The 25,297-nt window shown below is 62.5% G+C and carries 20 protein-coding genes, 1 tRNA gene and 1 riboswitch; of the genes, 11 read left to right on the forward strand and 10 right to left on the reverse strand.

The window, feature by feature from the left end:
- On the reverse strand, nucleotides 1-774 hold the full coding sequence (locus tag D0550_RS05080; protein ID WP_116808025.1) for a DUF3025 domain-containing protein: 774 nt from the start codon (nucleotides 772-774) through the stop codon (nucleotides 1-3).
- Nucleotides 775-1,034: 260 nt separating this feature from the next.
- Here D0550_RS05080 and D0550_RS05085 point away from each other — a divergent pair, with 260 nt between their 5' ends.
- Nucleotides 1,035-2,621 (forward strand): HDOD domain-containing protein, encoded by a 1,587-nt coding sequence (locus D0550_RS05085; protein WP_116808026.1) that lies wholly within the window; start codon nucleotides 1,035-1,037, stop codon nucleotides 2,619-2,621.
- A gap of 1 nt (nucleotide 2,622) precedes the next feature.
- Here D0550_RS05085 and D0550_RS05090 read toward each other — a convergent pair whose 3' ends face one another.
- The 4 genes from D0550_RS05090 to D0550_RS05105 are packed head-to-tail and all read right to left on the reverse strand — an operon-like array spanning nucleotide 2,623 to nucleotide 6,492.
- Entirely contained in the window at nucleotides 2,623-3,432 is an 810-nt protein-coding gene (locus tag D0550_RS05090; protein ID WP_116808027.1) for a phosphotransferase, read from the reverse strand.
- A gap of 6 nt (nucleotides 3,433-3,438) precedes the next feature.
- On the reverse strand, nucleotides 3,439-4,059 hold the full coding sequence (pnuC, locus tag D0550_RS05095) for a nicotinamide riboside transporter PnuC (RefSeq protein ID WP_206606096.1): 621 nt from the start codon (nucleotides 4,057-4,059) through the stop codon (nucleotides 3,439-3,441).
- 10 nt (nucleotides 4,060-4,069) lie between these two features.
- Complete coding sequence (locus D0550_RS05100; protein WP_116808028.1) at nucleotides 4,070-4,321, reverse strand: YkoF family thiamine/hydroxymethylpyrimidine-binding protein; 252 nt, start codon at nucleotides 4,319-4,321, stop codon at nucleotides 4,070-4,072.
- Nucleotides 4,321-6,492: a TonB-dependent receptor gene (locus D0550_RS05105; protein ID WP_116808029.1), complete on the reverse strand. Its 2,172-nt coding sequence runs from the start codon at nucleotides 6,490-6,492 to the stop codon at nucleotides 4,321-4,323. The genes D0550_RS05100 and D0550_RS05105 overlap by 1 nt, the downstream gene beginning before the upstream one ends.
- A gap of 71 nt (nucleotides 6,493-6,563) precedes the next feature.
- Nucleotides 6,564-6,687: riboswitch (TPP riboswitch) on the reverse strand.
- A gap of 103 nt (nucleotides 6,688-6,790) precedes the next feature.
- On the opposite strand from D0550_RS05105, the gene D0550_RS05110 reads away from it, so the two are divergent.
- Entirely contained in the window at nucleotides 6,791-7,696 is a 906-nt protein-coding gene (locus D0550_RS05110) for a PhzF family phenazine biosynthesis isomerase (RefSeq protein WP_161965641.1), read from the forward strand.
- Nucleotides 7,697-7,992: 296 nt separating this feature from the next.
- Complete coding sequence (gene fusA, locus D0550_RS05115; protein ID WP_116808031.1) at nucleotides 7,993-10,149, forward strand: elongation factor G; 2,157 nt, start codon at nucleotides 7,993-7,995, stop codon at nucleotides 10,147-10,149.
- 169 nt (nucleotides 10,150-10,318) lie between these two features.
- Here fusA and D0550_RS05120 read toward each other — a convergent pair whose 3' ends face one another.
- The 3 genes from D0550_RS05120 to D0550_RS05130 form a co-directional block, all read right to left on the reverse strand.
- Nucleotides 10,319-11,347, reverse strand: a complete 1,029-nt coding sequence (locus tag D0550_RS05120; protein WP_161965642.1) for a serine hydrolase domain-containing protein — start codon at nucleotides 11,345-11,347, stop codon at nucleotides 10,319-10,321.
- 65 nt (nucleotides 11,348-11,412) lie between these two features.
- Entirely contained in the window at nucleotides 11,413-12,870 is a 1,458-nt protein-coding gene (locus D0550_RS05125) for an ATP-binding cassette domain-containing protein (protein WP_116808033.1), read from the reverse strand.
- Nucleotides 12,837-13,694: an MBL fold metallo-hydrolase gene (locus D0550_RS05130; RefSeq protein WP_116808034.1), complete on the reverse strand. Its 858-nt coding sequence runs from the start codon at nucleotides 13,692-13,694 to the stop codon at nucleotides 12,837-12,839. Before D0550_RS05130 ends, D0550_RS05125 begins: the two co-directional genes overlap by 34 nt.
- Nucleotides 13,695-13,871: 177 nt before the next feature.
- Between D0550_RS05130 and D0550_RS05135 the strand changes: the two genes are divergently transcribed.
- The 6 genes from D0550_RS05135 (at nucleotide 13,872) to D0550_RS05160 (ending at nucleotide 21,486) form a co-directional block, all read left to right on the forward strand.
- Nucleotides 13,872-14,957 carry an HDOD domain-containing protein gene (locus tag D0550_RS05135; RefSeq protein ID WP_153067041.1) on the forward strand — a complete coding sequence of 362 codons (1,086 nt, stop codon included), beginning with the start codon at nucleotides 13,872-13,874 and terminating at the stop codon, nucleotides 14,955-14,957.
- 276 nt (nucleotides 14,958-15,233) lie between these two features.
- Nucleotides 15,234-15,587 (forward strand): DUF1840 domain-containing protein, encoded by a 354-nt coding sequence (locus D0550_RS05140; protein ID WP_116808036.1) that lies wholly within the window; start codon nucleotides 15,234-15,236, stop codon nucleotides 15,585-15,587.
- Between the two features lie 81 nt (nucleotides 15,588-15,668).
- A complete protein-coding gene (locus D0550_RS05145) occupies nucleotides 15,669-16,391 on the forward strand; it encodes a YebC/PmpR family DNA-binding transcriptional regulator (RefSeq protein ID WP_116808037.1) in 723 nt (240 codons plus the stop codon).
- 12 nt (nucleotides 16,392-16,403) lie between these two features.
- Complete coding sequence (locus D0550_RS05150; RefSeq protein WP_116808038.1) at nucleotides 16,404-19,550, forward strand: DEAD/DEAH box helicase; 3,147 nt, start codon at nucleotides 16,404-16,406, stop codon at nucleotides 19,548-19,550.
- Nucleotides 19,547-20,788, forward strand: a complete 1,242-nt coding sequence (locus D0550_RS05155; protein ID WP_116808039.1) for a hypothetical protein — start codon at nucleotides 19,547-19,549, stop codon at nucleotides 20,786-20,788. The genes D0550_RS05150 and D0550_RS05155 overlap by 4 nt, the downstream gene beginning before the upstream one ends.
- A gap of 182 nt (nucleotides 20,789-20,970) precedes the next feature.
- A complete protein-coding gene (locus tag D0550_RS05160; protein ID WP_349770701.1) occupies nucleotides 20,971-21,486 on the forward strand; it encodes a hypothetical protein in 516 nt (171 codons plus the stop codon).
- A gap of 9 nt (nucleotides 21,487-21,495) precedes the next feature.
- Here the strand turns inward: D0550_RS05160 and D0550_RS05165 are convergent, their stop codons facing one another.
- The gene (locus tag D0550_RS05165) at nucleotides 21,496-23,337 is read right to left on the reverse strand and encodes a serine/threonine-protein kinase (protein ID WP_161965643.1); all 1,842 of its coding nucleotides are present in this window, start codon (nucleotides 23,335-23,337) and stop codon (nucleotides 21,496-21,498) included.
- A gap of 31 nt (nucleotides 23,338-23,368) precedes the next feature.
- Here D0550_RS05165 and D0550_RS05170 point away from each other — a divergent pair, with 31 nt between their 5' ends.
- Nucleotides 23,369-24,043: a hypothetical protein gene (locus D0550_RS05170; RefSeq protein WP_161965644.1), complete on the forward strand. Its 675-nt coding sequence runs from the start codon at nucleotides 23,369-23,371 to the stop codon at nucleotides 24,041-24,043.
- Between the two features lie 9 nt (nucleotides 24,044-24,052).
- On the opposite strand, the gene D0550_RS05175 is transcribed toward D0550_RS05170, so the two are convergent.
- Nucleotides 24,053-24,129, reverse strand: a tRNA-Arg gene (locus tag D0550_RS05175).
- Nucleotides 24,130-24,315: 186 nt separating this feature from the next.
- Here D0550_RS05175 and D0550_RS05180 point away from each other — a divergent pair.
- Entirely contained in the window at nucleotides 24,316-25,095 is a 780-nt protein-coding gene (locus tag D0550_RS05180; protein ID WP_116808042.1) for a DUF899 domain-containing protein, read from the forward strand.
- Nucleotides 25,096-25,297: the final 202 nt, after the last annotated feature.

Genomic DNA, 25,297 nt, shown 5'->3' on the forward strand with positions numbered 1-25,297 from the left:
TCAGGAGGCTATACGGGAATCCGGGCTCGCAGCAACGCGGGGCGCTCGGAACACATCGGCATCGTCGTAGAAGGCAGGATTTTCATTGGCGGGCCACCAGCCGGGCACGCCGAGCACCGGCAAAGGCAGGAAATCCTTCGCAGCCAGGCGCGCGGACGTCAGGCTCGATGCGATCGCATCGTCGCTCGAGTCCTCGACCAGCCAGACATGAGCCGTGATGGCTTTGCGAGGCTGCATCAGCTTTTCGAGCAGCGCGTGACCGAAGAGCGCCACCCGTGCCGATTGCCACTCGGAGCGGCGCTCCACGAAGAGCGCTTTCCAATTGCGGGAACGCAGTGCTTCGACCAACTCGATCGGTGCTTGCAGTAGCGCAGCGTTCTCATCGAACAGGGTCAGAGCGTCCCGCAAAGGACCACGAGCACCGGCAGCGCCACCCCGCGCAGTGATTTCCTCGGCATGGATCACGTTCAGGCGCCGCTTGGCCTTGGGGTAGCTGAGCCACATCAGCCCATTGAACAGATCGTGCAGGTTGTCCCGAGTGGGGACGCAGTGAGTGCGAGCGATGAAAGATTCGTAGGGCTCGCCCTCAGGCAACGCAGCCTGCTCGACGAAACGCACGCCGCTAGCGCCTTCCTGACGCGCGGCATTCAAAGCATCAGCCACCGAATCCGACTTCGCCGCCGCCAGCACAGTTCGCGCAGCTGGCACATACGGCAGCAGCCACGGAGCGGGTGTGTTCAAAGCTTCGGCCAGCGCGGCCAATGCGAGCGTCATGTGAGAAGGAGTGCCCGGTACCAGCGCCGTATTCTATGTGCAGGAAGCGCGAGCGCGAAGCGGAAGGTAATCGGCTGACACCTCCCTTCCCGATGCGACGCGCGTCTCACTCGGGCTCCCGACAGCGCGCGTCACGTATCTTCCCCACTCAAGGAAAGCCTCCCAGGGTCGATGCACTGAAGCTACAGCAAGACTAAAGCGGGATCAGCAACGCGGGCCGAGAATGCTCACCAGCCGCAGCCGCGCTGGCATCACAGACGATGACGAGCACGCCGACGCGCATTGACCATTCGCAGCCCACAGCATTGGACTCGATCCTGCGCCGCTTGCGCAGCGCCTCGGGCTTTCCGACGTTGTCGACCACCATCGTCGATATCAATCGGGTGGTCGGCTCCGAGCAGCACAGCAACCGCCAGCTCACGCAAGTCATCCTCAACGATGCCTCGCTCACCACCAAGCTGTTGCAGGTGGTGAACTCCGCGATCTACGGCCAGTATCACGGCCGGATCCGCACCATTTCCAAAGCTGTGATGATCCTGGGCTGCGATGAGGTGAGCAACACGGCGACGGCACTGGCGATGCTGCAATTCTCGCGCGGCCGACCGCAGGAAAAGTCGATGCAGGACGAGCTCATCGGCGCGTTCTTCGCCGGCGTCGTATCCAAGAAGCTGGGCCAGCGCCTGGGCATTGCGAACAGCGAAGAAGCCGTGATGTGCGCCATGTTCCAGAGCCTGGGCCGGCTGCTGGTGACGTTCTTTCTCTATGAGGAACGTCAGCAAATCCGCGCACTCATGGATAAGGACATGCCTGAAGATGCCGCCGTCCAGCGCGTGCTGGGCATTTCCTATCGCGATCTCGGCGTCGGCATGGCCCGCGAGTGGAATTTCCCTGCGCGCCTGCTCGAAGGCATGGAAATCCTGGCGACGCGCGAGATCAAGGCACCCGACACTGACATTCAACGCTTGAAGATCGCCGCCAACTACGCGAACGATCTTTACAACATCGCGCTGCGCACGCCGGCGGCACACAAATCCGCCGCTCTGCTCGCACTCAGCCAACGCTACAGCGCAGCCGTCAAATTGGACACGAAGGAACTGACGGATATCGTCGACCAGGGCCTCAAGGAAATGGCGGGACGGTCCGCAACGCTCGATCTACCGGCGGCGAACAGCCCCACACTGAGAGCGATTCGCGCCTGGAACGGCAGCACTTCGGACGATGCGGAAGCCACGCAAGCGGAAGCCGCGCCGCAGCCCGATCCGTTGACTCAATCCGTCGACGCGATCGATGAACAGCACGAGGTCGCGACGGCAGCCACCGAAACTCCGCAGCAGGCGCTCTCCGCCGGCATTCGCGATGTGACCGAGGCGCTCACGTCGGACTGCTCGTTGAACGACCTGCTGCACATGGTGCTGGAAACCATCTATCGCGGCATGGACTTCACGCGCACGCTGATTTTCATTCGCGACGGGCGCATGAACACGATGCGGGCGCGCTTCGGATTCGGCACCGATATCGAGCGCATCATTCCTCAGTGCACCTTTCCGTTGGCGTTCGCACCCGACGCCTTCCATGTGTCGATCGAGAAAGGCGCCGACATCGTCATCGAGAACGCTCAAGCCGAGAACATCGCGCAGCGGATTCCGGAATGGCATCGGCGCGCGATCCGCGCCAAGAGCTTCATCTTGTTGCCGGTAATGTTGAAGGGACAGGCCATCGGCCTGCTGTACGCGGACTCGGACAAGCCCGAAGGCATCAAGATCGATGCCGAGCAACTGGGATTGTTACGAACGCTGCGAGGCCAGGTGACACTGGCATTCAAACATTGCGCGCCCGGGCGCGCTTGAATCAGCCGCCTTCGCGCACCGCCATCCAGAGATCGCGCACGTAGTCGAACAACCAGCACGCCAGCTCCAGGCGATGCCAGGTGGTCAGCTCGGTCAGTGAGGTGTACGCACTCAGCAGCTGCTCCCGCTGCATCTTGTCGTAGTTGTGATAAACGCACACCGACGCCAGATCGAACAGCCGCTGCCCGACGCCCGCGTATTCCCAATCGATCAGCCGCAGATTGCCATCATCGGTGACATTCAGGTGGTGTACGTCGTTATGGCAGAGCGTGGCGGCGGAGTTTTCGCGCAGCTTCAATGCGACTTGCAGCGCCCGGTCTCGCAATGATTTCGTGACCAACGCCGGTTGCACGCCGCGCTCCTGCAGCGTGCGGAAATACCCTTCGAGCGTGTCGTTCAGCTCGACCCGCCGGACACCGGCCGGCGGCGGCACCCGATGCAGGCGACGAAACAACTGTCCCAGCCGCTGGATATTTTCTTCCTGGACAGCATCGGCTTCGGTCCACGTATCGCCGAGATAGCGCGTGACCAGTACTCGCTGCGCCGGATCGCACAAAAGCACTTCCGGCCCGATGCCTGCCTCGCCGACGGCAGTGAGTACCGCGGCTTCGCTCTGTCGGTCGATCTGCAAATCGTGCTCAGCCGCGTTACTGATGCGCACGACGATGTCGTCGCGCTTGGTCCGCACCAGCCAGCTTTCATTGGTGAGCCCGTGCTTGATGGGCTCGCAGGATAGAATCGCCTCGGCCGTGATGCCGAGAACCCGCGCGGCGATGTCGAGCGCGCCGGCCTCGTTGCCAGCGGGAGTCATGCCAGCTCACGTCGATGGCGCAACGGCCACCGCTTTACTCTGCAGCGCTTGTTCCCGTCGCCACACGAAATATCCACGCACCACGATCCCGAGATAGATGATGAACAACACCGTGGTGGCCAGCAGGCCCTGACTGAAGTACAGCCAGGCAGCGACGCCGTCGACCACGATCCAATACAACCAGTTCTCGATTATGCGTCGCGCGACCATCCAAGTGGTAACAATGCTGCCCCAGGTGACGAAAGAATCGAGGTACGGCGCGGGCGAGTCGGTCCATCGCGACAGGCCCCAGCCATTCAGTGCGCTCGCGATTATGACAAGCACCGCCACCGTCACGTGCTGGTTCACAGTCCACGACTCGATGCGCACGTCGCCCGACTCGGTCCGCCCGCGCCGCCAGTCGATGAAGCCGTACACGGCCATGACCAGGTAAAACACCTGCAACAGCGACTGCATGTACAGCGACGCCTGCGCGAACAGCACCAGATAAATGCTGGTGCTCAGGAACGCGCACAGCCAGCACAGCAGGTTGCGGCGGACCGCCAGCAGCAAGTAGGCCAGACCGAGCAGCGACCCCGCCGTTTCCCACGGCGAAGTCGCCAGGAACTGTTCGATGATGGTGTGCACCGAGACTCTCTTAGGCCTCGGGCACCGTGCCGCCGAGCACCTTCATCACGAACACTTTACGACCGTGCTCGGCGAAGCTGACCGCGGTCTCCTTGCCGAGAATTTCGAACAAGCGCGCATGCTCGCCGGCGATCTGCGTGCTCATGGCGTTGGTCGTGATGTGCAGCTCGGGGTACTTGTTCAACCGCTCGATGAAATCCTTGATCGGCGGAATGTAGTCGGCGTCGAGCGGATACAGACTGATCTCGATGGCGGTACGCATTACTTGAACTCCCAACGGAAAGTGACACCAAACTGCCGCGGCTCGCCGAGCTGCGTGTAGCGTTGGTTTGCGAAATCGGGCGGCTCATTGCCGAAGAAGAAGCCGCGCGTGTAGTAGTCCTCGTCGAACACGTTGCGGCCCCAGGCGTAGATGGCCCAGGTCTCGGCTTCGTAGCCGGCTTTGAGGTGCGCGAGTGTGTACGCGTTGGACCGATAATTGTTCTTTTCCGCATCCAGGTCGGGCACGTCGAAGTAATAATTGTCCGTCGCCGTCACATCGACGCGCGCCATCCAGCCCAGCGGATGACGCCACGTCGCGTTCACCGACGCTGAATACTCGGGCGCATACGCCTGATCGCGGTCGCTCAGGTCGGTCACACCATCGGGACGGAAGCCCGAATAGCGAGTGCGCAACAGACCGAGTGCACCACCGAGCTCCCACTGTTCGCCCGCACGCCAGCGCACGCTGCTCTCGACGCCCATATTGCGGCCGCCGGAAGCATTGTCGGTGAAGAGCAGATAGCTGCTCGGATCGCCGGGATTGAGCTGGGTGCTGATCGCCACCTGCATGTCGCTGCGCTTCATATAAAAGGCTGTGACATCCGCGTACAGCCGGCCCTCGAGCCACTGGCCTTTCATGCCCACGTCGAGACCGACCAGATATTCGGGCAGGAAATCTGGCCGCACCCGCGAGGCCTCACCGAGATTGAAGCCACCGGCCTTGTAACCACGCGACACCGTCGCGAACCAGCGCAAATGATCGCGCGGATCGAAATAGATCGTCGCCTGCCCGCCCCACATGGTGTCCTTCGCGGACAGATCAAGGGCAGTCACATCCTCGTCGTCGCGGCGACGATCGGTGTAGTCGGCATCGCGCTGCTCGCCGCGCAAGCCAAATGACCAACCCCATCGCTCGCTGAACGGTGCGCCGACTTGCGCGTACACAGCGAGATTCTGTGCGTCGTAATCGCTCCTGAGCGCCTTGTCGGTGGTGCCGGAGTATTCGGGGAAGAAAGGATCGGTGTAGATGCCTTGTGACGTGTAGTTGAGCTGCTCATCCACGTCGAGACCATAAACACCGGCAACCCAGGTCAGCCCATGCGGCGATGCTGCCTCGTCGGAAGTGATGCGCGCCTCGAAGCTGCGGCCGCGACGCTGGCGCTGCTGAAGATCGAAATAATCGTAGGTGTACGGCGCCCAGCTCTGCGTGTTGCCCCAATCGGCATCGAAGCTGTAGTCGGTCTTGCTATCGGACAGCGTTGCAGTCAGCGTCAAACGTCCGAGCTGGCCGGCCGATGTATCGACGCGCAGCGCCGCGCCATCGGATCTCTGCGCATCCTTGCCCGGTCGATCGGCGAGTGACACGCGAGAATTGTCGATCGACCACGCGTCGTAGCCGTTATTCAGATTCGCGTGCAGCCAGGTCAGATCGACAGTCGTGCCTTCGCTCGGACGCCAGCGCCATTTAGCGCGCGCCGTCAGCTCGTCGCGATCCATCGTGTCATCCCGACCTAGATAACCATCCTTGCGGAAACCGTCGCTGCGAAACTCCTGAACCGACACGCGCCAGGCGGAATTCAGCGATTCGACCGGCCCGGTCGCGACCGCGCCGATGGATTGGCTGTTGTACTCACCGATCGAGGCTTCCGTGGAAAAACCAAATTGGTCTTCGGGATCGCGGCCGCGCATCACGATGAGACCGCCGAGCGCATTCGCGCCATAGTGCAAGCCTTGCGGCCCACGCAGCACTTCGATGCGATCGACATCGAACGTCGTGGCGGGCATGCCCATGCCGCTGAAGTCGATGTCGTCGATCAGAAATCCCACCGAAGGATTCGGTGCGCCCTGCCACTCCTCGCGCTCACCGATGCCGCGAATCTGGAAGAAACGCGGACGTGACGTGCCGCTCGCAAAAGACAGATTCGGCACCGCCGCGAGCACATCTTCGAAATGCTGGCGACCGCCGTCGCGCAAGGTGGTCGCGTCGAGCACGGTCACGCTGACCGGCGCTTCGACCAGAGATTGCTGACGGAGTGTCGCGGTGACGACCACCTCTTCGAGCACATCCTGCTCGGCGGCGCCGGCAGCGCCCGCCAGCACGGTGGTCAACGCGAGAGAAACGATCGATGCCCGGGTACATGTCCCGAGACTTTTTTGTTTGACGATGAGCATGGCCAGATCCTCTAACGAGAAGAATCCGGCGCGAACGGGATAAAGAGCGGGGAAATGAACGGACACCCGACGTGATGTCCACGACCTGCTCCCTACGCCGGTACTAACCGGATCAGGTTCAACGGGTTTACCAATGAGCCGGCGTACGGCGGTTGGCATCTCGGGCCCCAGTCAGGGCCACCCCTAAGGCGGACGCGATTGTAACAAAGAGCGTACGGGGGGTCCAAAGCGCCCCCTTTTGACCCCCCATCGCTTCTAGCGCTATAAGTGCGCTTTCGTTTTTTCTATGGCTGCAACCATGCCCAATCGACATTGCCGGCTGTTTCACGTCGACGCGTTCACTCGCCAACGCTATACCGGCAATCCCGCCATCGTGGTGCTGGACGCGGATCACCTGACCGACGAGCAGATGCAGACCATCGCCACCGAGGTGAACGGCGAGACCGCGTTCGTGCTGGAAGCCGAAGCCAACGATCACGACATGCACGTGAGATTCTTCACGCCCCGCCATGAAGTGCCGTTCGTCGGCCACGCCACCGTCGCCGCGCAATATGTGAGAGCGAAAAAGGATGGCAAGCCGGGCGGCAAGCTGCGGCAGCGCACGGGTGCCGGCATCGTCGAAATCGAGGTCACTGAAGTCGATGGCGATCTGCGGATCGCGATCACGCAGAACCCGCCGTCGCTGGGTCCTGTCATTCCGGAACATCACCGCCGCCAGGTGTTGAACGCGCTCGGCATTTCCAGCCCGAGCCTGCACGTGGATTGTCCGCTGCAGGTGTTGACCAAAGGCGGCTCGCGGCTGCTGGTGGGCTTGAAGTCCAATGAGCTGCTCGGCCCCATCAAGCCGGACTTCGAGGAGCTCGCCCGCCTCACCTCGCATGTCGGCGCCGAAGGTTATTTCGTGTTCGCGCTGACCGAGAAGGACGGGGTCGTCGGCACCGAGTCGCGGATGTTTGTTCCGGCGCTCGGCATCCGCGAAGACGCGGTCAGCGGCAATGCCCACGGCATGCTCGGCGTCTATCTGGTCAATCACGGCCTCATGACCCCGAAGGACGGACGGGTCGTGTTCCAGGGCCGCCAGGGCATGTGGATGCGCCGCCCCGGCATGGTCGAGGTGGAGATCGAGTCGTCCGGCAAGGTCGCGCAGTCGGTCCGCATCGTCGGCGACGCCGTGATCGTGTACGAGGCGGATATTCAGGCTTGATCGGCCAGAAAGCGCCCGCAAATCCCCTACCTCGGCCCGTTTCCTGAACATTTGGGCCCTCGCCGCTACGGCGGGGCCCTAGTCCGGCGCCGTCAAATTTCCGGCAATTGCCGAAAATTTTCTTTGCCTTACAACAACTTCGGCCGATTTTTCAGGTAGAATGCGCGCCCTTCGCCTGGGCGCCTCGGATGGGAGCGGCCTGGGTAATCGTATTGGCGTGGTTTTCCAGTAGAATCCGCGCCCGCCCAAATGACCCACAACCTAGCTGCGCACTGACCTTGTAACGGAAATCTGACATGCCCCGTACCACTCCCCTTGCCGATGTTCGAAACATCGGCATCATCGCCCACGTCGACGCCGGCAAGACCACGACCACCGAACGCATCCTGTACTACACGGGCCGCAAGCACACGATCGTGGACGTGCATGACACCAAGGATCTGAAGTCCTCGACCACGACGGACTACATGGAGCAGGAACAGAAGCGCGGCATCACGATTCAGTCGGCCGCCGTCTCGACGTTCTGGCGCAACAAGAAGATCAACGTCATCGACACCCCGGGTCACGTCGACTTCACCATCGAAGTGAACCGCTCCCTGCGCGTGCTCGACGGTGCCGTCGTTGTGTTCGACGGCGTGGCCGGCGTGGAGCCGCAGTCTGAAACGAACTGGCGTCTCGCCGACAACTACGGCGTGCCGCGTATTTGCTACGTCAACAAGATGGACCGCAGCGGCGCGAACTTCCTGCGCTGCGTGGACATGATCAAGAAGCGCCTCGGCGCCCGTCCGCTGCCCATCCAACTGCCGATCGGCTCGGAAGACAACTTCAAGGGCATGGTCGACCTGGTCGAGATGAAGGCGATGGTGTTCGAGTCCGACGACCGCGATGCCAAGCCGGTCGCTCATGACATCACCCCGGACCTGGCCGACAAGCTGGGCATCACCGTGCCGAGCGATCGCAAGATCCTGGCCGAGATCGAGAAGTACCGCTCCGACCTGGTCGACACCTGCCTGGAGCAGGACGACGCGGCGATGGAAGCCTATTTGAACGACGGCACCGCGCCTTCGGTCGAGACGCTGAGGAAGGCGCTGCGCAAAGGCACGCTCGCTTCCGCGTTCAACCCGGTGCTGTGCGGCTCCTCGTACAAGAACAAGGGCGTGACCATGGTGCTCGACGCCGTCGTCGACTACCTGCCGGCCCCGACCGACGTCGAAAACATCAAAACCGTGGATGCCGACGGCAACCCGGTGGGCGAGCGCAAGAGCTCGGACGACGAGCCGTTCGCGGCGCTCGCGTTCAAGGTGATCAACGACGCCTACGGCGCGCTCACCTTCGTGCGCGTGTACTCCGGCGTGCTCACCAAGGGCATGTCGGTGATGAACTCCACCCGCGGCAAGCGCGAGAAGATCGGCCGCATGGTCGAAATGTTCGCGAAGGACGCCAACCCGATCGAAGAGGCTCGCGCCGGCGACATCATCGCGCTGGTCTCGCTGGCCGAAACCGACACTGGCGACACGCTGTGCGATTCCAGCGCGCCGGTGATCCTGGAGCGCATGCGCTTCCCGGACCCCGTCATCAGCGTGTCGGTGAAGCCGAAGAACAAGGCCGACCAGGAGAAGTTCGGCACCGCCCTGGGCAAGATGGTGCGCGCCGATCCTTCGCTGTATCTGGAGACCGATCGCGAAACGGGCCAGACCATTCTGCGCGGCATGGGCGAGTTGCACCTCGAAGTGACGCTCGACCGTATTCGCACGGAGTTCAACGTCGAAGGCGTCATGGGTCAGCCGCAGGTGGCGTACCGCGAAGCCTTCACGAAGACGATCTCCGAGCAGTACGTCCACAAGAAACAGACCGGCGGCTCCGGTCAGTTCGCCGAAGTGTGGATCACGTTCGAGCCGCTGGAGCGTGGCAAGGGCTTCGAGTTCGTCGACGAAACGGTCGGTGGCTCGGTGCCGCGTGAATACGTTCCGTCGGTGGAAAAAGGCCTGCGCATGCAGATGGAACAGGGCGTGCTCGCGCAGTTCCCGACGGTGGACTTCCGAGCCCGCCTCACGGACGGCAGCTACCACGACGTCGACTCGAACGCACTGACGTTCGAAATCGCGGCGAAGGCCTGCTTCCGCGAAGCCATCCGCAAGGCCGGTCCGATCCTGCTCGAGCCGGTGATGAGGGTCGAGACCGTGACCCCGCAGGACTACCTGGGCGACGTGATCGGCGACATCAACCGCCGCCGCGGCATGATCCAGGAGCAGCTGGAGCGTGGCGCCAACATCGCCGTCGTGGCCACCGTGCCGCTGTCGGAAATGTTCGGCTACATCGGCCATCTGCGTGGCATGACCTCGGGTCGCGCCTCGTACACGATGGAGTTCTCGCACTACGATCCAGTGCCGAAGAACGTCGCCGACGTGGTCATCGAGGAAGCGGCCAAGGCGCGCTCGGCGCCGAAGGGCTAAGACGACAAACCCGCCACCGGACACCTCGACTACCCTGAGCGGGACGATCTCGATGGTCGCAAGACCAACTCAATCGAGATGCTCGCTCACAAGGTAGGGCATGGGTTGGACGGGCGGCCTCGCGCAGCTCATGATGAGCAAAGGGCGGTGTCTTCGGACACCGCCCTTTTTATTTGTCCGGCTGCATGGCCGGCAACAATCGATCTCTGAGCCAGAACATCGGCTCCAGCATGTCGGGACGGTTGAAGCGCGTGCCGGTGGTGACCATCACGGCGTTGAGCTGCGGCATGACCATCAGCAACGAGCCGCCATTGCCCTGGGCCCACCACAATTTCGTTTGCGGCAGCTTCGGATCCTTGGTGTGATCCAGCCACCACAGATATCCATAGCGCTGACTCATGTTGGGAATATTGGTGCGTTCCTGGGTCATCGCCTCGATCCACGCTTCGGACACGATGCGCTTGCCTTTGTAGGTACCGCGCGCCAGCACCAGCTCGCCAATCTTGAGTAGATCGTCCGGCTCCAACCGCAAGTGACCGCCGGTGTCGACGCCGCGCTTGCCGTCGAAGTATCGCCACTCGGCACGCCTGACTTCGATCGGCACGAACAAATATTTCAACGCGAACGCATCAGCCGACATGCTCACCGCCGCTGCGAGGATCTCACCGAGCGCGACGACATTGCCGGTGCAATAAGAAAACTCCGTGCCCGGCTCGGTGCGCATCTTCTGTTCGCTCCAGAAAGCGACCCAGTCGCGCGTGCGGTACATCTTGTCCTCGTGACCGGGCGACTTCGGATCCCAATCGTTGCAATCGAGGCCGCTGCGCATGGTGAGCAGATCCTCGAGCGTCATCGCCGCTTTGCGCGGATCCTGCTCAAAGACCGTGCGCCGACTCGGCAGCAGGTCCATGACTTTGGTTTGCACCGACGGAATCGCACCTCGATCGATGGCGATGCCGATCAGCAGCGCAGTGATGGATTTGGTCGCGGAACGCAGATCTGGCGCCCGCTTCGACAGCGTCGAGTTCACCGCGCGTCCGACGACGACGCCATCGACCTGCATGATGAAGGATTCGAAGCCGGGATGAATGCCGCTATCGATCTCGGCGGCAATTTGTTTGGCCGGTTCGAGCGCCGCTTCGGCGTGCGCGAGGCCGAAACAGAGTGATACCAGCAAACCACTGATTTTTCTGAGCACCGCGAGCCTCATCGATCGTCCGCACCTGGGCAACCGCTACTGCAGTTGCATGATGCTAGCCGATACTAATCGATGTCGACCAACTGCACTTTGCCGCCGCGGTGGATGCGCAACACATGCTTCACCGCTGGCACGATGTCTTCCGGATCGTGCACGGCCATGACGATTTGCGTTCCCCGTTCAGCCAGCTGCTCGATAAAGCCCAGCACAGTCGCTCTCACGTCGCCATCGAGGCCCGTGCAGGGCTCGTCGAGGAGTAACAACTCCGGATCGTTGATCAGCGCTCGTGCGAACAATGCGAGCCGCATCTGTCCGTATGACACTTGTCTCGGGCCGCGACCGCGCAGATGTTCGATGTTGAAGAACTTCAGCCAGCGAGCGGCGGCTTTGCGATCCGCCGCGCTCGGCGCGTCATTCAGGCCGACGCTGGAGTAGCGGCCGGAGATGACGATCTCTTCGATCGACGTGACCAGAAAATGATCCGCCTGCAGCTCCGGCGATACCCAACCGACGCGATGTTTCCAGGCCGCGATGTGAGTACCCCGGGGCACGCCGTGCCGCTCGATGGTGCCGCCGAGCGCGGGATGCAGGTCGCCGTAGATCACATTGAGCAGCGAGCTCTTACCCGATCCGTTCGCACCGAGAATCGCCCAGTTCTCACCTCGCGCCAGAGTCCAGTCGAGATTGCGAATGACCGGCCGGTAGTCGCGATAGATGTCGGCGTTGCGGATGATGAAGAGCGGTGTCGACGGCGGCTTTTTTCGTGGCTTTGCGGCCACCAGAGCGCGCGCTTTCGCCTGCCGCTCTTTGCGATCGTGTGAAATCTTCTGCTCGTGCCCGACCGGCCCCGCCGACACGATCCTGCCCTGCTCGATGTGCGCCACGTGCGTCACATTCTTCGGCAACTCCTTCGGCCGATGCGATGTGATCACCCAATCATGTCCGCCTCTGGGCTGTTCGAGCGCCCGCTTCAGCTTCTCCTTGGCTCTCACGTCCAGGCCGTTGAACACTTCATCCAGCAACAACACCGGCGCGTTGCCAGCAAACAAGCGCGCGACCAAGGTCAAACGGCGCTGGCCATAGGACAACGTGAGAATGCGCCGCTGTCTCAACCCCCACAAACCAAACCGCCTCAAGACGCGCGCAACCCGCTCTCTCTGGGCATGCGTCGGCTGCGTCAGCGGAATGTCCTCATCGAACAGCCCGGTCGTCACAACCTGCGTAACCGTGAGATTCCAGTCGTAGCGAACATATTTGTCCTGCCGCTCCGGCCCCACATACGCGATCTGCTCTTTCGCAAGCGACGACGTGCGGCGCTGACGCCCGGTCGGCGTCGGCCACATCTCGCCGCGAAGCATCTTGAGCAGCATGGTCTTGCCGGAGCCGTTGGCGCCGATCAGCGCCCAGCGCTCGCCCTTACGCAACGCGAAGCTGACCTCGTCGAGCGCGCGATGCGCCTCGAAGATCAGCGAACAGTTGACGAGCTCGATCAGCGGGGCGTTGGAGGGTTTTGCAGCGACCACAGGGCGTTGATGTCCGGCGAGTCGCGCACGACCCGACCGTCTTCCTCCAGTTTCAGCAGATGAGCCAGCAGCGAGCCTTTCGCCACCGGATGCAAACGGGGATCGACGTCGTCGTACACACTGACGACCAATGTATCGAGGTTCGCGGTGCCGATGCGACCGAGCCTTTCGGCAACCTTGGCCTCGCGCTGCAGGCGATGCGCAATGATCCGAACGATCTCGCCCTGTGCGTCCTCGATCGTCAGGCCATGACCCGGCGCGATGCGAGTCACCGGCTCCGTCTGCAGCCGCGCGAGCGAGCGCAGATAGTCACCCATGCTGCCATCCGGCGGACCGATCACAACCGTCGATCCCTGCATCAGATGATCGCCGGTGAACAACAGGCCGGTGCCGTCGAGCAGATAGCAAAGATGATTCGACGCATGCCCGGGCGTATGCAGGACCCGCAGTGTGAGCGGGCCGATCGTCACCTGATCGCCATCGCTCAACAGTTTGCTCGGCGTGAAGCCCGAATCCTGGCGACCATGCACCGGCGCCGGCTTGCCCATCACTTTTGCGCCCGTCGCCTCGGCCAGCGCCTTGGCGGCCGGCGAATGATCCGGATGCGTGTGAGTGGCGAGCACCGCGTCGATACGACCGCCGGTTTCCTGCACGATGCGCTCGATGTGTACCGGATCTTCCGGCCCGGGATCGATCACCAGGTAACGCTCGTGACCGAGCAGATACGTGTTGGTCCCTGGCCCCGTCATGAAACCAGGATTGCGCGCCACCAGCCGGCGCACGCCGGGAGCGATGTTGTCGAGTTGTCCGGAGCTGAGCGACATGACCGCAAGATTATCACCCTGCGGACCGCATCGCGCGCCTCGGGGGTCCGCTTACGATCGCAAGCCCACACGAACTGCGCCGACGAGGTATCATCGCGCCCGGCACAGAAGCTTCCAGAATAGTTTGCAGCGCCAGGGCAGCAGTACCGGCGCAAAGCGGCAGGAGCAACGGCGAGCGTGACCCTCACCATCATTCTGATTGCAGCCATGATCGGTCTGGCCGTATTCATGTTTGGCATGCGCGGCTCAGCGAGCTCATCGAAGCGTGCTTCGGTCGCAGCCGAGTCGCGCAGCGAAACGCACGCCATAGCAATCCCACGCATCGGCGATGGCCCGCCCTTCGAAACCGAAGCGACCGCCAGCGCCTACGCCGAATGTTACAAGCTGGCCTTCAGCGTGCCCGGCTTCGACTACGCGATCTCGGGGCAGCACGCCGAGATCCTGCAGAAGGTCAACCAAAACGCTGCGGCCGCCGTTCACCAGCGAGAATATTTCCCGCGCCGTCCGATGCTGCTGCCCAAGCTGATGCAGGCGCTGAACGACGATGAAAGCACCCGGCGCGAGTTGGTGCAGCTCATCCTCGAAGACCCCGCGCTGGCAGGCAGCGCTCTGCAACGAGCCAACAGTGCCGCATATCGCTATTCGCCCGAGCCGGTGGACAGCCTCGATCGCGCCGTCGTCGTGCTCGGTACCGACGGGCTCCGCAGCTTACTGGCGACGGCACTGCTGCAGCCGGTGTTCCGGCAACCCAAAGGGCATTTCGATCACTTCGCCACCGTCACTTGGGAACATGCACAACGCACGGCCGCCGCAGCTGAAGCGTGTGCGCGATCGATCGGCAACGCCGATCCTTTCATTGCGCAGTTGATCGGCCTGCTCGGCCCGCTGGCGCGCATCGTGCTGTTTCGACTGACGATGGAAACATATCGCGAGTACCCGGGCCTCGAGCCGCGCGCCGAGGTGTTCATTCGCGGCATGCAGATGCAGGCACCGAATGTCGCGGGCTTCATCGCGGCGACCTGGGAGCTGTCGGATCCTTCGATCCGCGCCTTGCAGGAACAGACGGACAAGGTGCCCCCGGGATACATGAGCCCGCTCGGCCAGGCCGTGTATTTCGGCGAGCTGTCTGGCGCCCTGACGCTGCTCGCCAGGCGCGGCACCTATTCCGAGGAAGGCGCACAGACGCTGCTGATGGAACAAGGTCTGACGCGCCGGATCACCCAGGAAATCTGGCAAGCCGCCCACAAGGCGGCCGAGGAATAGCGCCGGAACCGTGCCCGGATGGCAGTCGTTCATTGCATATCGCAGTGAACGAGGGAACTGCCAATGGCACGTGAGCCTGGAAATATGCCCAAACGCCCGCCGCCGGGCCTGCACCGAATGCTGAATTACGGGCGCCAGCGGGGTAAAGTAGGTTGGATTCTGCTGTGGGCGCTGGGTGTGCCGATCCCGATCCTGTTAGTGTTGTTTCTGGTCCGCGGCTGCACCTAGCCCAACTGCATCTGGGCTCATCTTTCCCTACTCGGAGCAACGTCGCTCATGCTGGTCATCTTTCGCTCCACCGCGACTGAATCCATCACCATGTTCGAGGACGTTGCGGTCCAGTTGCTGAAGCTCATGGGCGCGACCGGGCGCATTCCCGGCGCGCTCGGTCCGGAAGACGTACCGCTGGCCTTGCGACAGCTGGAACATGCCACTGAGCAGATCAAGGCCGGCACCCATGTGACGCCGGCCCGCCCGGCCGACAACGAAGACGCCACGCACGAGGACGAGGACGACGAGGATCGCGAGGCGCCGGTGGACCTGGCGACCCGCGCCGTGCCGCTATTGAGCATCCTCAAGCGGGCGGCGGCCGCCAACGCCGAGATTGTCTGGGAAGCCAAAGGTAAATAGTTCCGCCCGCCCCCTGCCATCTGGTCACCCGCGGCTGACCGGGTGCTAAACTGGCCCGCTTGGTTTTTTGGGGAGCCGTTCATGGGCCGTATTTTCGAAGTCAGAAAGCACGCGATGTTCGCGCGCTGGAACCGGATGGCGAAGCAATTCGCCCGCATCGGCAAGGACATCACCATCGCCGTGAGGAACGGCGGCCCCGACCCGAATTCCAACCCGGCCCTGCGTCGCGTGATCCAGAACTCGCGCGCCGTCAACATGCCCAAGGACAAGGTCGAAGCGGCGATCAAGCGCGCCTCCGGCAAGGACGCGACCAACTTCACCGAAGTGCTGTACGAGGGCTATGCGCCGCACGGTGTCGCCGTGCTGGTGGAAACCGCTACGGACAACCCGACGCGTACCGTCGCCAACGTGCGCAGCATTTTCACCAAGCACGAGGGCAACCTGGGCACGGCGAACAGCGTCAGCTTTCAGTTCAAGAAAATGGGCGTGTTCCGCTTGAACCCCGAAGGCGTCGACCAGGACGACCTGGAGCTGTACCTGATCGACCACGGCCTGGAGGAAATGGGCGAGAGCACCGGCGAGAAAGGCGAGCCGCAGATCGTGGCCCGCTGCAACTTCCCCGAGTTCGGCCAGATGCAAAAAGCACTGGAAGATCGCGGCATCAACCCGCTGTCCGCCGAGCATGAATACATCTGTCTCACGCCGACCGAGCTGCCTGAAGAGCAAGCCACCGAAGTCCTGGAAATGATCGACAAGCTCGAGCAGGACGAGGACGTGCAGAAGGTGTATCACACGCTCGCTTGATGGAGTAAGCCCGTGTCTTTGAGCGGGTTGCAGGGCAGGTTTGGCAATGACCTGTTCCTGGCCGCACAACAAGTGGTCCGCAGCGGCGCTGTCAGCGAACTGCGGATCCTGCAAGCCGGCCTGGTCGTTACAGGCGTGGTCGCCGACGAGAGCGCGGCGAGCAAGCGGCAGCGTGTCTATATTCGACACGCGAAGCCGAACGATCAGCAGATCGCGGAAGCCGAATGCAGCTGCGGTAAACCCAGCCCCTGCTTGCACATCGCGGCGGTGTCGATCGCGGCTGTGAGCAACGCACCGAGCGTTGCCACGCCGCAGCGCCCGACGTCCTCACTGCAACGCGCGACCTCCGCACCGGCGGGGCCGCAGTTACAACAGCGGCTGTACTATCTGTTGCAATCGACTTCCGCTGGCGAGTTGCAACTCTCGACCTGGGTTGGTCAAACCTCCCCCGGCTCCGCTCGCCTCGCTCGCGGCAGCTCGAGCATCTTCGTGCCACGAAGCAACGACTTCCCTCGCTATGTCGATTCGGAAGATCGGCAGATTCTGCAGTTGTTACTTTCGCAACGAACCGACGGTCCCTGGCTGTTGCGCGATACCGAGGGCACGACCGTACTCAATCATGTCATCGCGACCGGTCGCGCCCGCTGGCAGACACTGGATACTGCTTCGCTCAAAGCCGGCAAGCTGCGCCAGTCCAAGCTGTCGTGGCAACAGCTGGAAAACGGCGAACAGTATTTGCAATGTGAGGTCAGCGAGCGCGGCGACGATGCAGTCACCACGTTCTTCGATCTGGACGTCGCGACGTATGTGGATCCGGCCAGCAAAGAGGTCGGTGCGCTCGCGCTGCCCTGCCCTATCGAAGACTTCCGTCGCTTCTTCAACTCGCCGCCGGTCGCGCCAGAACACGTCGCAGAGTTGAATGCAGAGATTGCGGACAGTTGTGCCGCCCTGCCCAAGCTGCGCGAACTGAAAGCTGTACGGCGCGCACGCAAGAGCGTTGGCGCGCAGCTGTATCTGTCGGAAGACCCGATCGCGACGCTGTACTTCGTCTACAACGGCTTGCCTGTCTATAGCCGCTCGCTGCGCGATGACATGACTCACGTGCGCATCGTCGCGGACAACAAGCTTCACGAGATCCCGAGAGATCGCGAGGCCGAGCGCAAGATCCAGCAACGCTTCGACGCCGCGCTCGCCAACAGCTCGCACGGCCGCGACTTCTGGTTGGCATTCGTGCTCGACGGCATTCCCAAGCTGCGTGCCGAAGGTTGGGACGTGGTCATCAACGATGACTTCCCGTACCGCCTCGCCTCCGCCGGCGACTGGTATGTGGATGCCGACAGCAGCCGCGACCGCGAATGGTTCGATCTGAAACTCGGCCTGGTCGTCGATGGCGTGCAAATCAATTTGCTGCCGGCGCTCGTCGATTATTTGCAAGGCGCGCTCGGTAACGGTGAAGCGGGCGTTCATCGCATCGGCGAGCAGTTGTTCGTGCAGCTGCCGGACAAGCGTTACCTACCGGTGCCGATCGAGCGTATCAAGCGCATCGCCGACACGCTCGTCGAGCTGTTCGATCACGACGCGCTCAACAAGCAGCAAGCGCTTGCGCTGCCGGCATCTCAAGCGAGCCGTCTCGCGCAGCTCACGTCGGAGCCTGAAGCGCCGGTGCTTCGATCGAAGAGCACAGCACTGCTGGAGTCCGTTGCCGAGCTCAAGAACTTCTCCGCGATCAAGCCGCTGCAACCGCCGGCGCGCTTCAACGCGACGCTGCGCCCGTATCAGCAGGAAGGACTGGGCTGGCTGCAGTTCCTGCGACGCTGCCATCTCGGCGGCATCCTCGCTGACGACATGGGCTTGGGCAAAACCGTGCAGACGCTGGCCCATCTCGCGCTGGAAAAGGAAGAGGGCCGACTGACGAAGCCGTCGCTCATCGTCGCGCCGGTGAGCGTCATCGGTAACTGGCAGCGAGAGATCCAGCAGTTCGCGCCGCATTTGAAACAGCTGACCCTGCACGGCTCGCGCCGCAAAGAGCTGTTCTCCTCGATTGGCAACGTCGATGTCGTTATCACCGCGTATCCGCTGCTGCAGCTCGATAGCGAGGTACTGACGGCGCACGAGTTCTATCTGGTCGTGATGGACGAAGCGCAAGTGATCAAGAATCCTCGCGCCAAAGTGTCTCAAGCGGCGCGCGCACTGAACGCCGAACATCGGCTCTGCCTCACCGGCACGCCGATGGAAAATCATCTGGGCGAGCTGTGGTCGCTCATCGACTTCCTGCAACCCGGCATGCTCGGCGAGGAACGCGACTTCCAGCGCCAGTACCGGACTGCCATCGAAAAGAACAACGATCGCGAGCGTGCACTGTCGCTCAGCCGGCGCATCGCTCCGTTCGTGCTGCGGCGGACGAAAGACGCCGTCGCGCCGGAGCTGCCCGAGAAAACTCAGATCATCGAAACCATTGCGCTGGATGAGAAGCAGCGCGACTTTTACGACGGTGTGCGCCTGGCGTCGCATCGTCGCGTTCGCGAGACGATCGAAGAACGCGGCCTCGCCCGCAGTCAGATCACCGTGCTCGATGCGCTGCTCAAGTTGCGCCAGGCCTGCTGCGATCCGCGACTGGTCGCGTCGGCGGAGCAGCCGGAAGAGGCCGTTCCTTCAGCCAAAATGGACTGGCTCAGCAACGCCCTGCCGGAAATGATCGAAGAAGGCCGGCGCATCCTGCTGTTCTCGCAGTTCACGTCCATGCTCGCTTTGATCGAAGAGCAGATGCAGGAATTGAACATTCCGTATCTGTTGCTGACCGGCGAGACCAAGGACCGCATGCCGCTGATCGAGAGATTCCAGAGTGGCGCGGTGCCCTTGTTTCTGATCAGCCTGAAGGCCGGCGGCACAGGCTTGAATCTCACGGCCGCCGACACGGTCATTCACTATGACCCCTGGTGGAATCCCGCCGTCGAAGCGCAGGCCACGGATCGCGCGCACCGCATCGGACAGCACAAGCCCGTGTTCGTCTACAAGCTGATCGCGCAAGGTACCGTCGAAGAACGTATCGTGCGCCTGCAGGAACAGAAACATCAGCTGGCGAACCAGCTGTACACCGAAAAGAACGCCGCACCGCTGCAGCTGGATGCGGCCGATCTCGAAATGTTGTTCGCTCCATGATCAAAATCGACCCTGGCCTGCAGAAGCAGGTCGACGACCAATTGTTGGAACAAGGCGCGTTCACGGTGCTGGAGCTGTTGCTCGCGACCGGACGCCTGGCCTACAGCGACTACGAGAGCTGGCGTCGCCAGGAGATCGACTTTCTCGACAGCGTACTGATGGGCAGCCCGGAGAAGATCCGCGGGCAGATCGAACAGTCAGTGAACTACGCTCGCAGCATCGGATTGGTCGAACAGCCGCAGGATTTCACTGCCTGGCACACGGATGCCCCCGCCAGCAACAAGCCGCTGCGTATCAGCGCGCAAACCGATTTGCATCGGCTCATCGCGGGGCGATTCATTCCGGCGAAGCTGGCGCCGCAGATGGATTTGTTCTTCGACAATCCTGTTGCCACGCTTACCAACGGCATCGCTCGTGCACTGGCTGCGATGAATGCCCCGGACGCGCAACGACAGCTGGATCGTCTGTACGAAATCGCGCCGACTCACTCAGATCTGGCCGGTTACGATCGATTGGTCGGCGCGCTCGCTCGTCTGGGCCATCCTGTTGACGATGCCCGTGAGGAACTCGCGTTCCTGCAGGACATCGCGCCGACGGCCAAGCGACTGCTCGGCTCGCAATGGCGCGAGTTGCTGACACCCCTGTGGCGGCAACTTGCAGATGTGTTGAATGGTCAGCCCTTCTCCGCCGATGAGCCGCAGCTTCATCGCAGCTATGCACTGAGTCAGGCGCAGGATTGGGCCGGCGTGAACGCCTGCGTTTTGCAGGATCCTGAGTGGTGGCGTCAGCCTGCTCTTTGTTTGGCTGTCGCGCAGAGCGGCGCGTTTCAACATCGCCGTATCGAATCCCTCACGGGCTGGTTCGCTCTGTGCTGGCACGCACCCGCTGTCGCAGCCGAAGCATTGAGCAAGCCGCAACAGCCCGACGCAGGCGTCGGCAAAGCGTGGCAAGAATTCCTGGCGACCGAAGATGATCTCGCCGATGACGATGCGGAAGATCCGGCGCTCGCCCCCGGCGATTTCCCCGCATGGATGCTGTTGCACGAGCCTGGCCTCGCGAGACAGATGACCATCGACCTCGCTCGCACCGACACGCCGGGCGAACAACACTACCGTAGCGTGCATCGCTGGCTCGAAGCCCGTCGCGCGCAGCAGAAAGATGACGAACTGGCTCAGCGCAAAGCGCTCCAAGCCGGGCATCCGCTGTTGTTTCGTTATCTGAAAAGCGTCATCGGTTAACGCCGCGTCACGCCGCAACAATTGTCGCGGCGCGCCCCGCATCCAACGGCATACGTTACGTATTCTCACGTCGACCCGACGGCGTATCCTCGCACGCGCTCGCATCTGTGGTTTCTCAGGGGAGCGCCATGAACAGATTCCTCATGCAGCTATCGACGGCCATGCTCGTTGTCGCTTCGAGCATGACGGCAACAGCAGCGGACTCCGCCGCCAAACCGGCGGCAAGCGATGCCGACATCATCAAGAGCGCCATGACGGCTGCGCCGATGAAGGTCTCACAGCACGCCACGATCGTCGCGATGGACGCCAACGGCAAGATGCGCACGCTGCGCAAAGGAACGAACGGCTTCACCTGCATGGGCGACAACCCTGAGACGCCCGGTCCCGACCCGATGTGCATGGACAAGAATGCGATGGAATGGGTGCACGCCTGGGCCGCTCACAAGGACCCGCCGACCGGCAAGGTGGGCTTCATGTACATGCTCGCCGGCGGTACCGATGCCAGCAACACCGATCCGTATGCGACCGCGCCGAGCTCGACGAATCACTGGATCAAGACCGGCCCGCACGTGATGATCGTGGGCGGCGATTCGAGCTTCTACGATATCTATCCCAAGGACGCGTCACCGGACACCGCCGTGCCCTACATCATGTGGGCTGGATCGCCCTATCAGCACCTGATGGTGCCGGTGAAGTAAGCGCTCGGGTCATTCGCACGACTGGCGACAATCTCGCAGTTCGTCCAGGCACAGCTGGTCGGACTCGCGAGCGGTGACGTCGCAATCCTGGCGGCGTGAAGCGACGGTACCGCCGAGCACATCGACGCAGGCTTGGTATCTCGTCGTCATGCGCGCCAGACAGGCCTCGCGATTGAAGGCGGAGTCACAACGCGCCTGACCGAAGAAGGCGCAACTGGTAGCAGCCGGATTGGTCGTCGTGATTCGCCCCGGCGTTGCGCCGAACGCCACCGCCCGCATGCATTCCTGCTTGCCGCGCCGACCCAGACTACGACACTCGCCATCGTCGCGCTCGCACTGAGCGATACATTGCTTACGTCGTGCATCGATGCCGGCGCCGGCGGATGACGAAGGAGTCGGTGCGCTAGATGGAGTCGCCTTCGCCACTCGCTGCGGCGGTGATGTCGCCGGTGGGGGCAAAGGCGTCGCGCTGATCGCGTCGACAGCCGATTGCTGCGGGGCCGACGTGGGCTTTTCGGACTCAGGCTCGGGTACGGCTGCAGCCAGTGCCGATGTTTCTTCCGGCGGTGGCGGGTCGGTTGGCGCAACTCCATCCGTTCCTGCAGCACCCGACGATTGTGTCGAGCCTGCGGCTGGCGCTGGTGCCGATTTGGCGACCGGGGCCGACGCGACCGGCTTCGGCGCCTGGCCTTGATTGCTCACAATCACGAACGCACCGGCCGCTGCCGCCGCGAGTCCGGCGCCGATCAGTACCAGGCTGCCATAACGAAACTTTTTCGGCGGCGGCGCTTCGATCTCAGCGAGCAGTTCATTCAACGACTGGAAGCGGTCTTCCGGCATCACCGCCATGGCGCGCATCAACGCGGCCGCATACCGCTTCGGCAGGTCACGACGAATGTTCTCGATGGGCTGCACTGCGCCGGTCGGCAACGTGCCCGCGAACAATTCATACAACACGACACCGAGCGCATATTGATCGGTGCGCCAGTCCACTTCCTTCGAGCCGATGCGCTGTTCGGGCGACATGTAATAAGCCGTGCCGAGCGCCATGCCGGTCTGTGTGAGCTGTGAATTGGCGAACGCGCGAGCGATACCGAAATCCATCAGCTTGAGCGTGCCATCCTCGGCCAGCCAGATGTTCTCGGGCTTGATGTCACGATGCACGATGTAACGGTGCGCATAACGCAGCGCGTCGATGAGCTGACGCGCGATGTCGGTGACTTCAGCAACGCTGAACACGCGATTGCTCTGGCGATACTGCTCCATGCGCTGGCGCAGCGTGTGGCCTTTCAGCCGCTCCATGGAAAAGTAGTAGAGCCCGCCGCTGATGCCGACGTCGTGCACGCGCACGATGTTGGGATGGGACAGGCTGCAGGAAACTTTGGCCTCGGCGAGAAACCGATCCTTGGCGGCGGTGCTGAACTGCAGGTCCTGACGCAGCACCTTGATCGCCACGTCTTCATCCTTCAGACGATCACGCGCCGCATACACGTTGCCCATGCCGCCCTGACCAAGCAGACCGCCAATCTCCAGACGATCCGAGATGACGGCGCCCGGCTCCATGCGAACGAACGTGTCACCCGGCGGCGCCGGTGTCAGCATCGTGGCGGAGCGCATCACTGTCGCGCTCGCTTCGCTGGAATTCGTGTAGCGGCCGGTGCTCGTCAGGTATTCGTAAGCCTCGCTCAGCTCGGCCAGCTTGGCGCCCTGCGTATTGCGCTCGACATCCGTCTGCGCCGATACCAGCCGCTCCTGCACGACGGCCAGTCGCTCGCCATAGACCCTCGCCACTGTGGCGTGATCCTCCGTTCCCTGCAGACCCAGGCTGGCCAGCGCCGCTTCTTTATTCATGGCCGGATTGTATGCCCGGCCAGTGCCATCCGTGCCCGACCCCACCCTTAAGGGAGGGTTGGAGAGTGATCGAGCGCACATTCCGGGAGCGAAACGTCGGCTGAATGCGGTAAATTCGCGCGTCCCCCTGCTTAGTCGAGTGTGGTTCGTGCGGTTCAGCTCTATCGCGACTTCTGTTGTTTCGACCGGCTTCGTTTTCTGCAGCGCTGCCCTGGCCGCCAGCCAGGCCGGTGGCGCCGATTTTCGGGTCCTGGATTTCGGCGCGCCCTGTGACCGGATCGCGGTGCTGGAAGATGCCCGCGGCTCGCAGTCGTTCGAGGGCAAGCTGCCTTCCGGCTATCAATTCGCCTTCCGGATTCGCGAGCTGGATCGCGATGCCCTGGCGGTTTACTCCTGCGACGGCGGCAAGCTATTCCGCGGCGGCTACATCTTCGACGCCAAAGATGAGGCCGACGCCGCCGCGCTCTACGCCACGATCAAAAGACAAGTCAGCCGCGAGCGGGGCACACCGTCCTACGACTTCGCGTCCGCCGCTCACCGCAAGAAAATGACCGATGCCGGCGCCACGCTGTCTCGCGTCGACACGCTGGTCGCATTCTGGGAAGGCCCCGCCTCCGAGGCCCATGCCTCCGTCGCCGAGCCGTCCAAGGACCGCGGCTGGCGGGTGAGCTTGAGCTACACGGCGAACAGTCACGTGAAGGAGTGAGGGGAAGAGTGGCGCGCCCGGAGAGACTCGAACTCCCGACCACTGCGTTCGAAGCGCAGTACTCTATCCAACTGAGCTACGGGCGCGGAAACGGCATTGTAACGTGACGGCCTCCTGCCGGCCAGATGTACGCCGCCGCCGGCAGCGCAATGCCCGATATCGAGGACGGGGAGCCAGACGAAGCTTCCCGCCACACTTGTTACTCCCACCCCGCCGGCGTCGGGCGCAATACTTCCCTCCGAACACGCGAAAGCATTGATTCGGAGGTTGCGATGACTGCGTCACCTGAAAAAACCGGAACAGAACTGCAAGGGCTCGACACCCCGCCGGTCGTGTCGCCGCAGGAGTGGGCAGCCGCGCACGAGAGGCTGCTCGTCAAAGAAAAGGAGCTGACCCGCGCTCGTGACGCGCTGATGGCCGAGCGACGTCGAATGCCCTGGCTTGCCGTCGAAAATAAATATACGTTCGAGGGGCCCAGAGGCAAGGTGAGCCTGCTCGATCTGTTCGAGGATCGTCGTCAGCTGATCGTCTATCGCGCCTTCTTCGAGCCCGGCGTACACGGCTGGCCGAAGCACGCCTGCGTGGGCTGCTCGATGGTGGCCGATCAGGTCTCCCATCTCTCTCATCTGCACGCACGCGATACGACGCTGGCGTATGCCTCACGTGCGCCGCAAGCCGACATCACGCGACTGAAAAAGGAGATGGGCTGGACCATGCCCTGGTACACCATCACCGACAGCTTCGACACAGACTTCGGCGTGAATGAATGGCACGGCCATAACGCGTTCATCCGCGATGGCGAGCGCATCTATCGCACCTACTTCATCAACAACCGCGGCGACGAGGCGATCGGAACGGTCTGGAGCTTCCTGGACCTGACTGCGCTCGGCCGTCAGGAAGCATGGGAAAAATCACCGAACGGCTATCCGCAGAGCCGCCCCTATAAATGGTGGAACTGGCATGACAGCTACGTTCCGGGTGCAGCGCCGGATCCAAAGTGGGTCGAAGTGTCCGACGCCGGCGAGGCCGCTTTCAGAAATCGCGAGCAGTGAGTTGGCGCTGAGCGCCGCCGATTGCATATCGGTGGCGCTCGCTCACGACGCGCGATTCTCCTTGAGTCACATAGCGCCATCGCCCGTTCCGGCGCTTCCATCCTTGCGACACGCCGCCGCCATATACGCGCGGGTGCACACCGAACCGGCTTTAAACCTTTCCTAGGGCCGCCGCGTCCCAACGGTACCGCATCCATTCGTG

This window comes from Steroidobacter cummioxidans (genome assembly GCF_003104955.1).

Coding starts and splice junctions, on each gene's coding strand:
- D0550_RS05080 (WP_116808025.1), bottom strand. CDS start 774: ATGACGCTCGCATTGGCCGCGCTGGCCGAAGCTTTGAACACACCCGCT.
- D0550_RS05085 (WP_116808026.1), top strand. CDS start 1,035: ATGACGAGCACGCCGACGCGCATTGACCATTCGCAGCCCACAGCATTG.
- D0550_RS05090 (WP_116808027.1), bottom strand. CDS start 3,432: ATGACTCCCGCTGGCAACGAGGCCGGCGCGCTCGACATCGCCGCGCGG.
- D0550_RS05100 (WP_116808028.1), bottom strand. CDS start 4,321: ATGCGTACCGCCATCGAGATCAGTCTGTATCCGCTCGACGCCGACTAC.
- D0550_RS05105 (WP_116808029.1), bottom strand. CDS start 6,492: ATGCTCATCGTCAAACAAAAAAGTCTCGGGACATGTACCCGGGCATCG.
- D0550_RS05110 (WP_161965641.1), top strand. CDS start 6,791: ATGCCCAATCGACATTGCCGGCTGTTTCACGTCGACGCGTTCACTCGC.
- fusA (WP_116808031.1), top strand. CDS start 7,993: ATGCCCCGTACCACTCCCCTTGCCGATGTTCGAAACATCGGCATCATC.
- D0550_RS05130 (WP_116808034.1), bottom strand. CDS start 13,694: ATGTCGCTCAGCTCCGGACAACTCGACAACATCGCTCCCGGCGTGCGC.
- D0550_RS05140 (WP_116808036.1), top strand. CDS start 15,234: ATGCTGGTCATCTTTCGCTCCACCGCGACTGAATCCATCACCATGTTC.
- D0550_RS05145 (WP_116808037.1), top strand. CDS start 15,669: ATGGGCCGTATTTTCGAAGTCAGAAAGCACGCGATGTTCGCGCGCTGG.
- D0550_RS05155 (WP_116808039.1), top strand. CDS start 19,547: ATGATCAAAATCGACCCTGGCCTGCAGAAGCAGGTCGACGACCAATTG.
- D0550_RS05160 (WP_349770701.1), top strand. CDS start 20,971: ATGACGGCAACAGCAGCGGACTCCGCCGCCAAACCGGCGGCAAGCGAT.
- D0550_RS05165 (WP_161965643.1), bottom strand. CDS start 23,337: ATGAATAAAGAAGCGGCGCTGGCCAGCCTGGGTCTGCAGGGAACGGAG.
- D0550_RS05180 (WP_116808042.1), top strand. CDS start 24,316: ATGACTGCGTCACCTGAAAAAACCGGAACAGAACTGCAAGGGCTCGAC.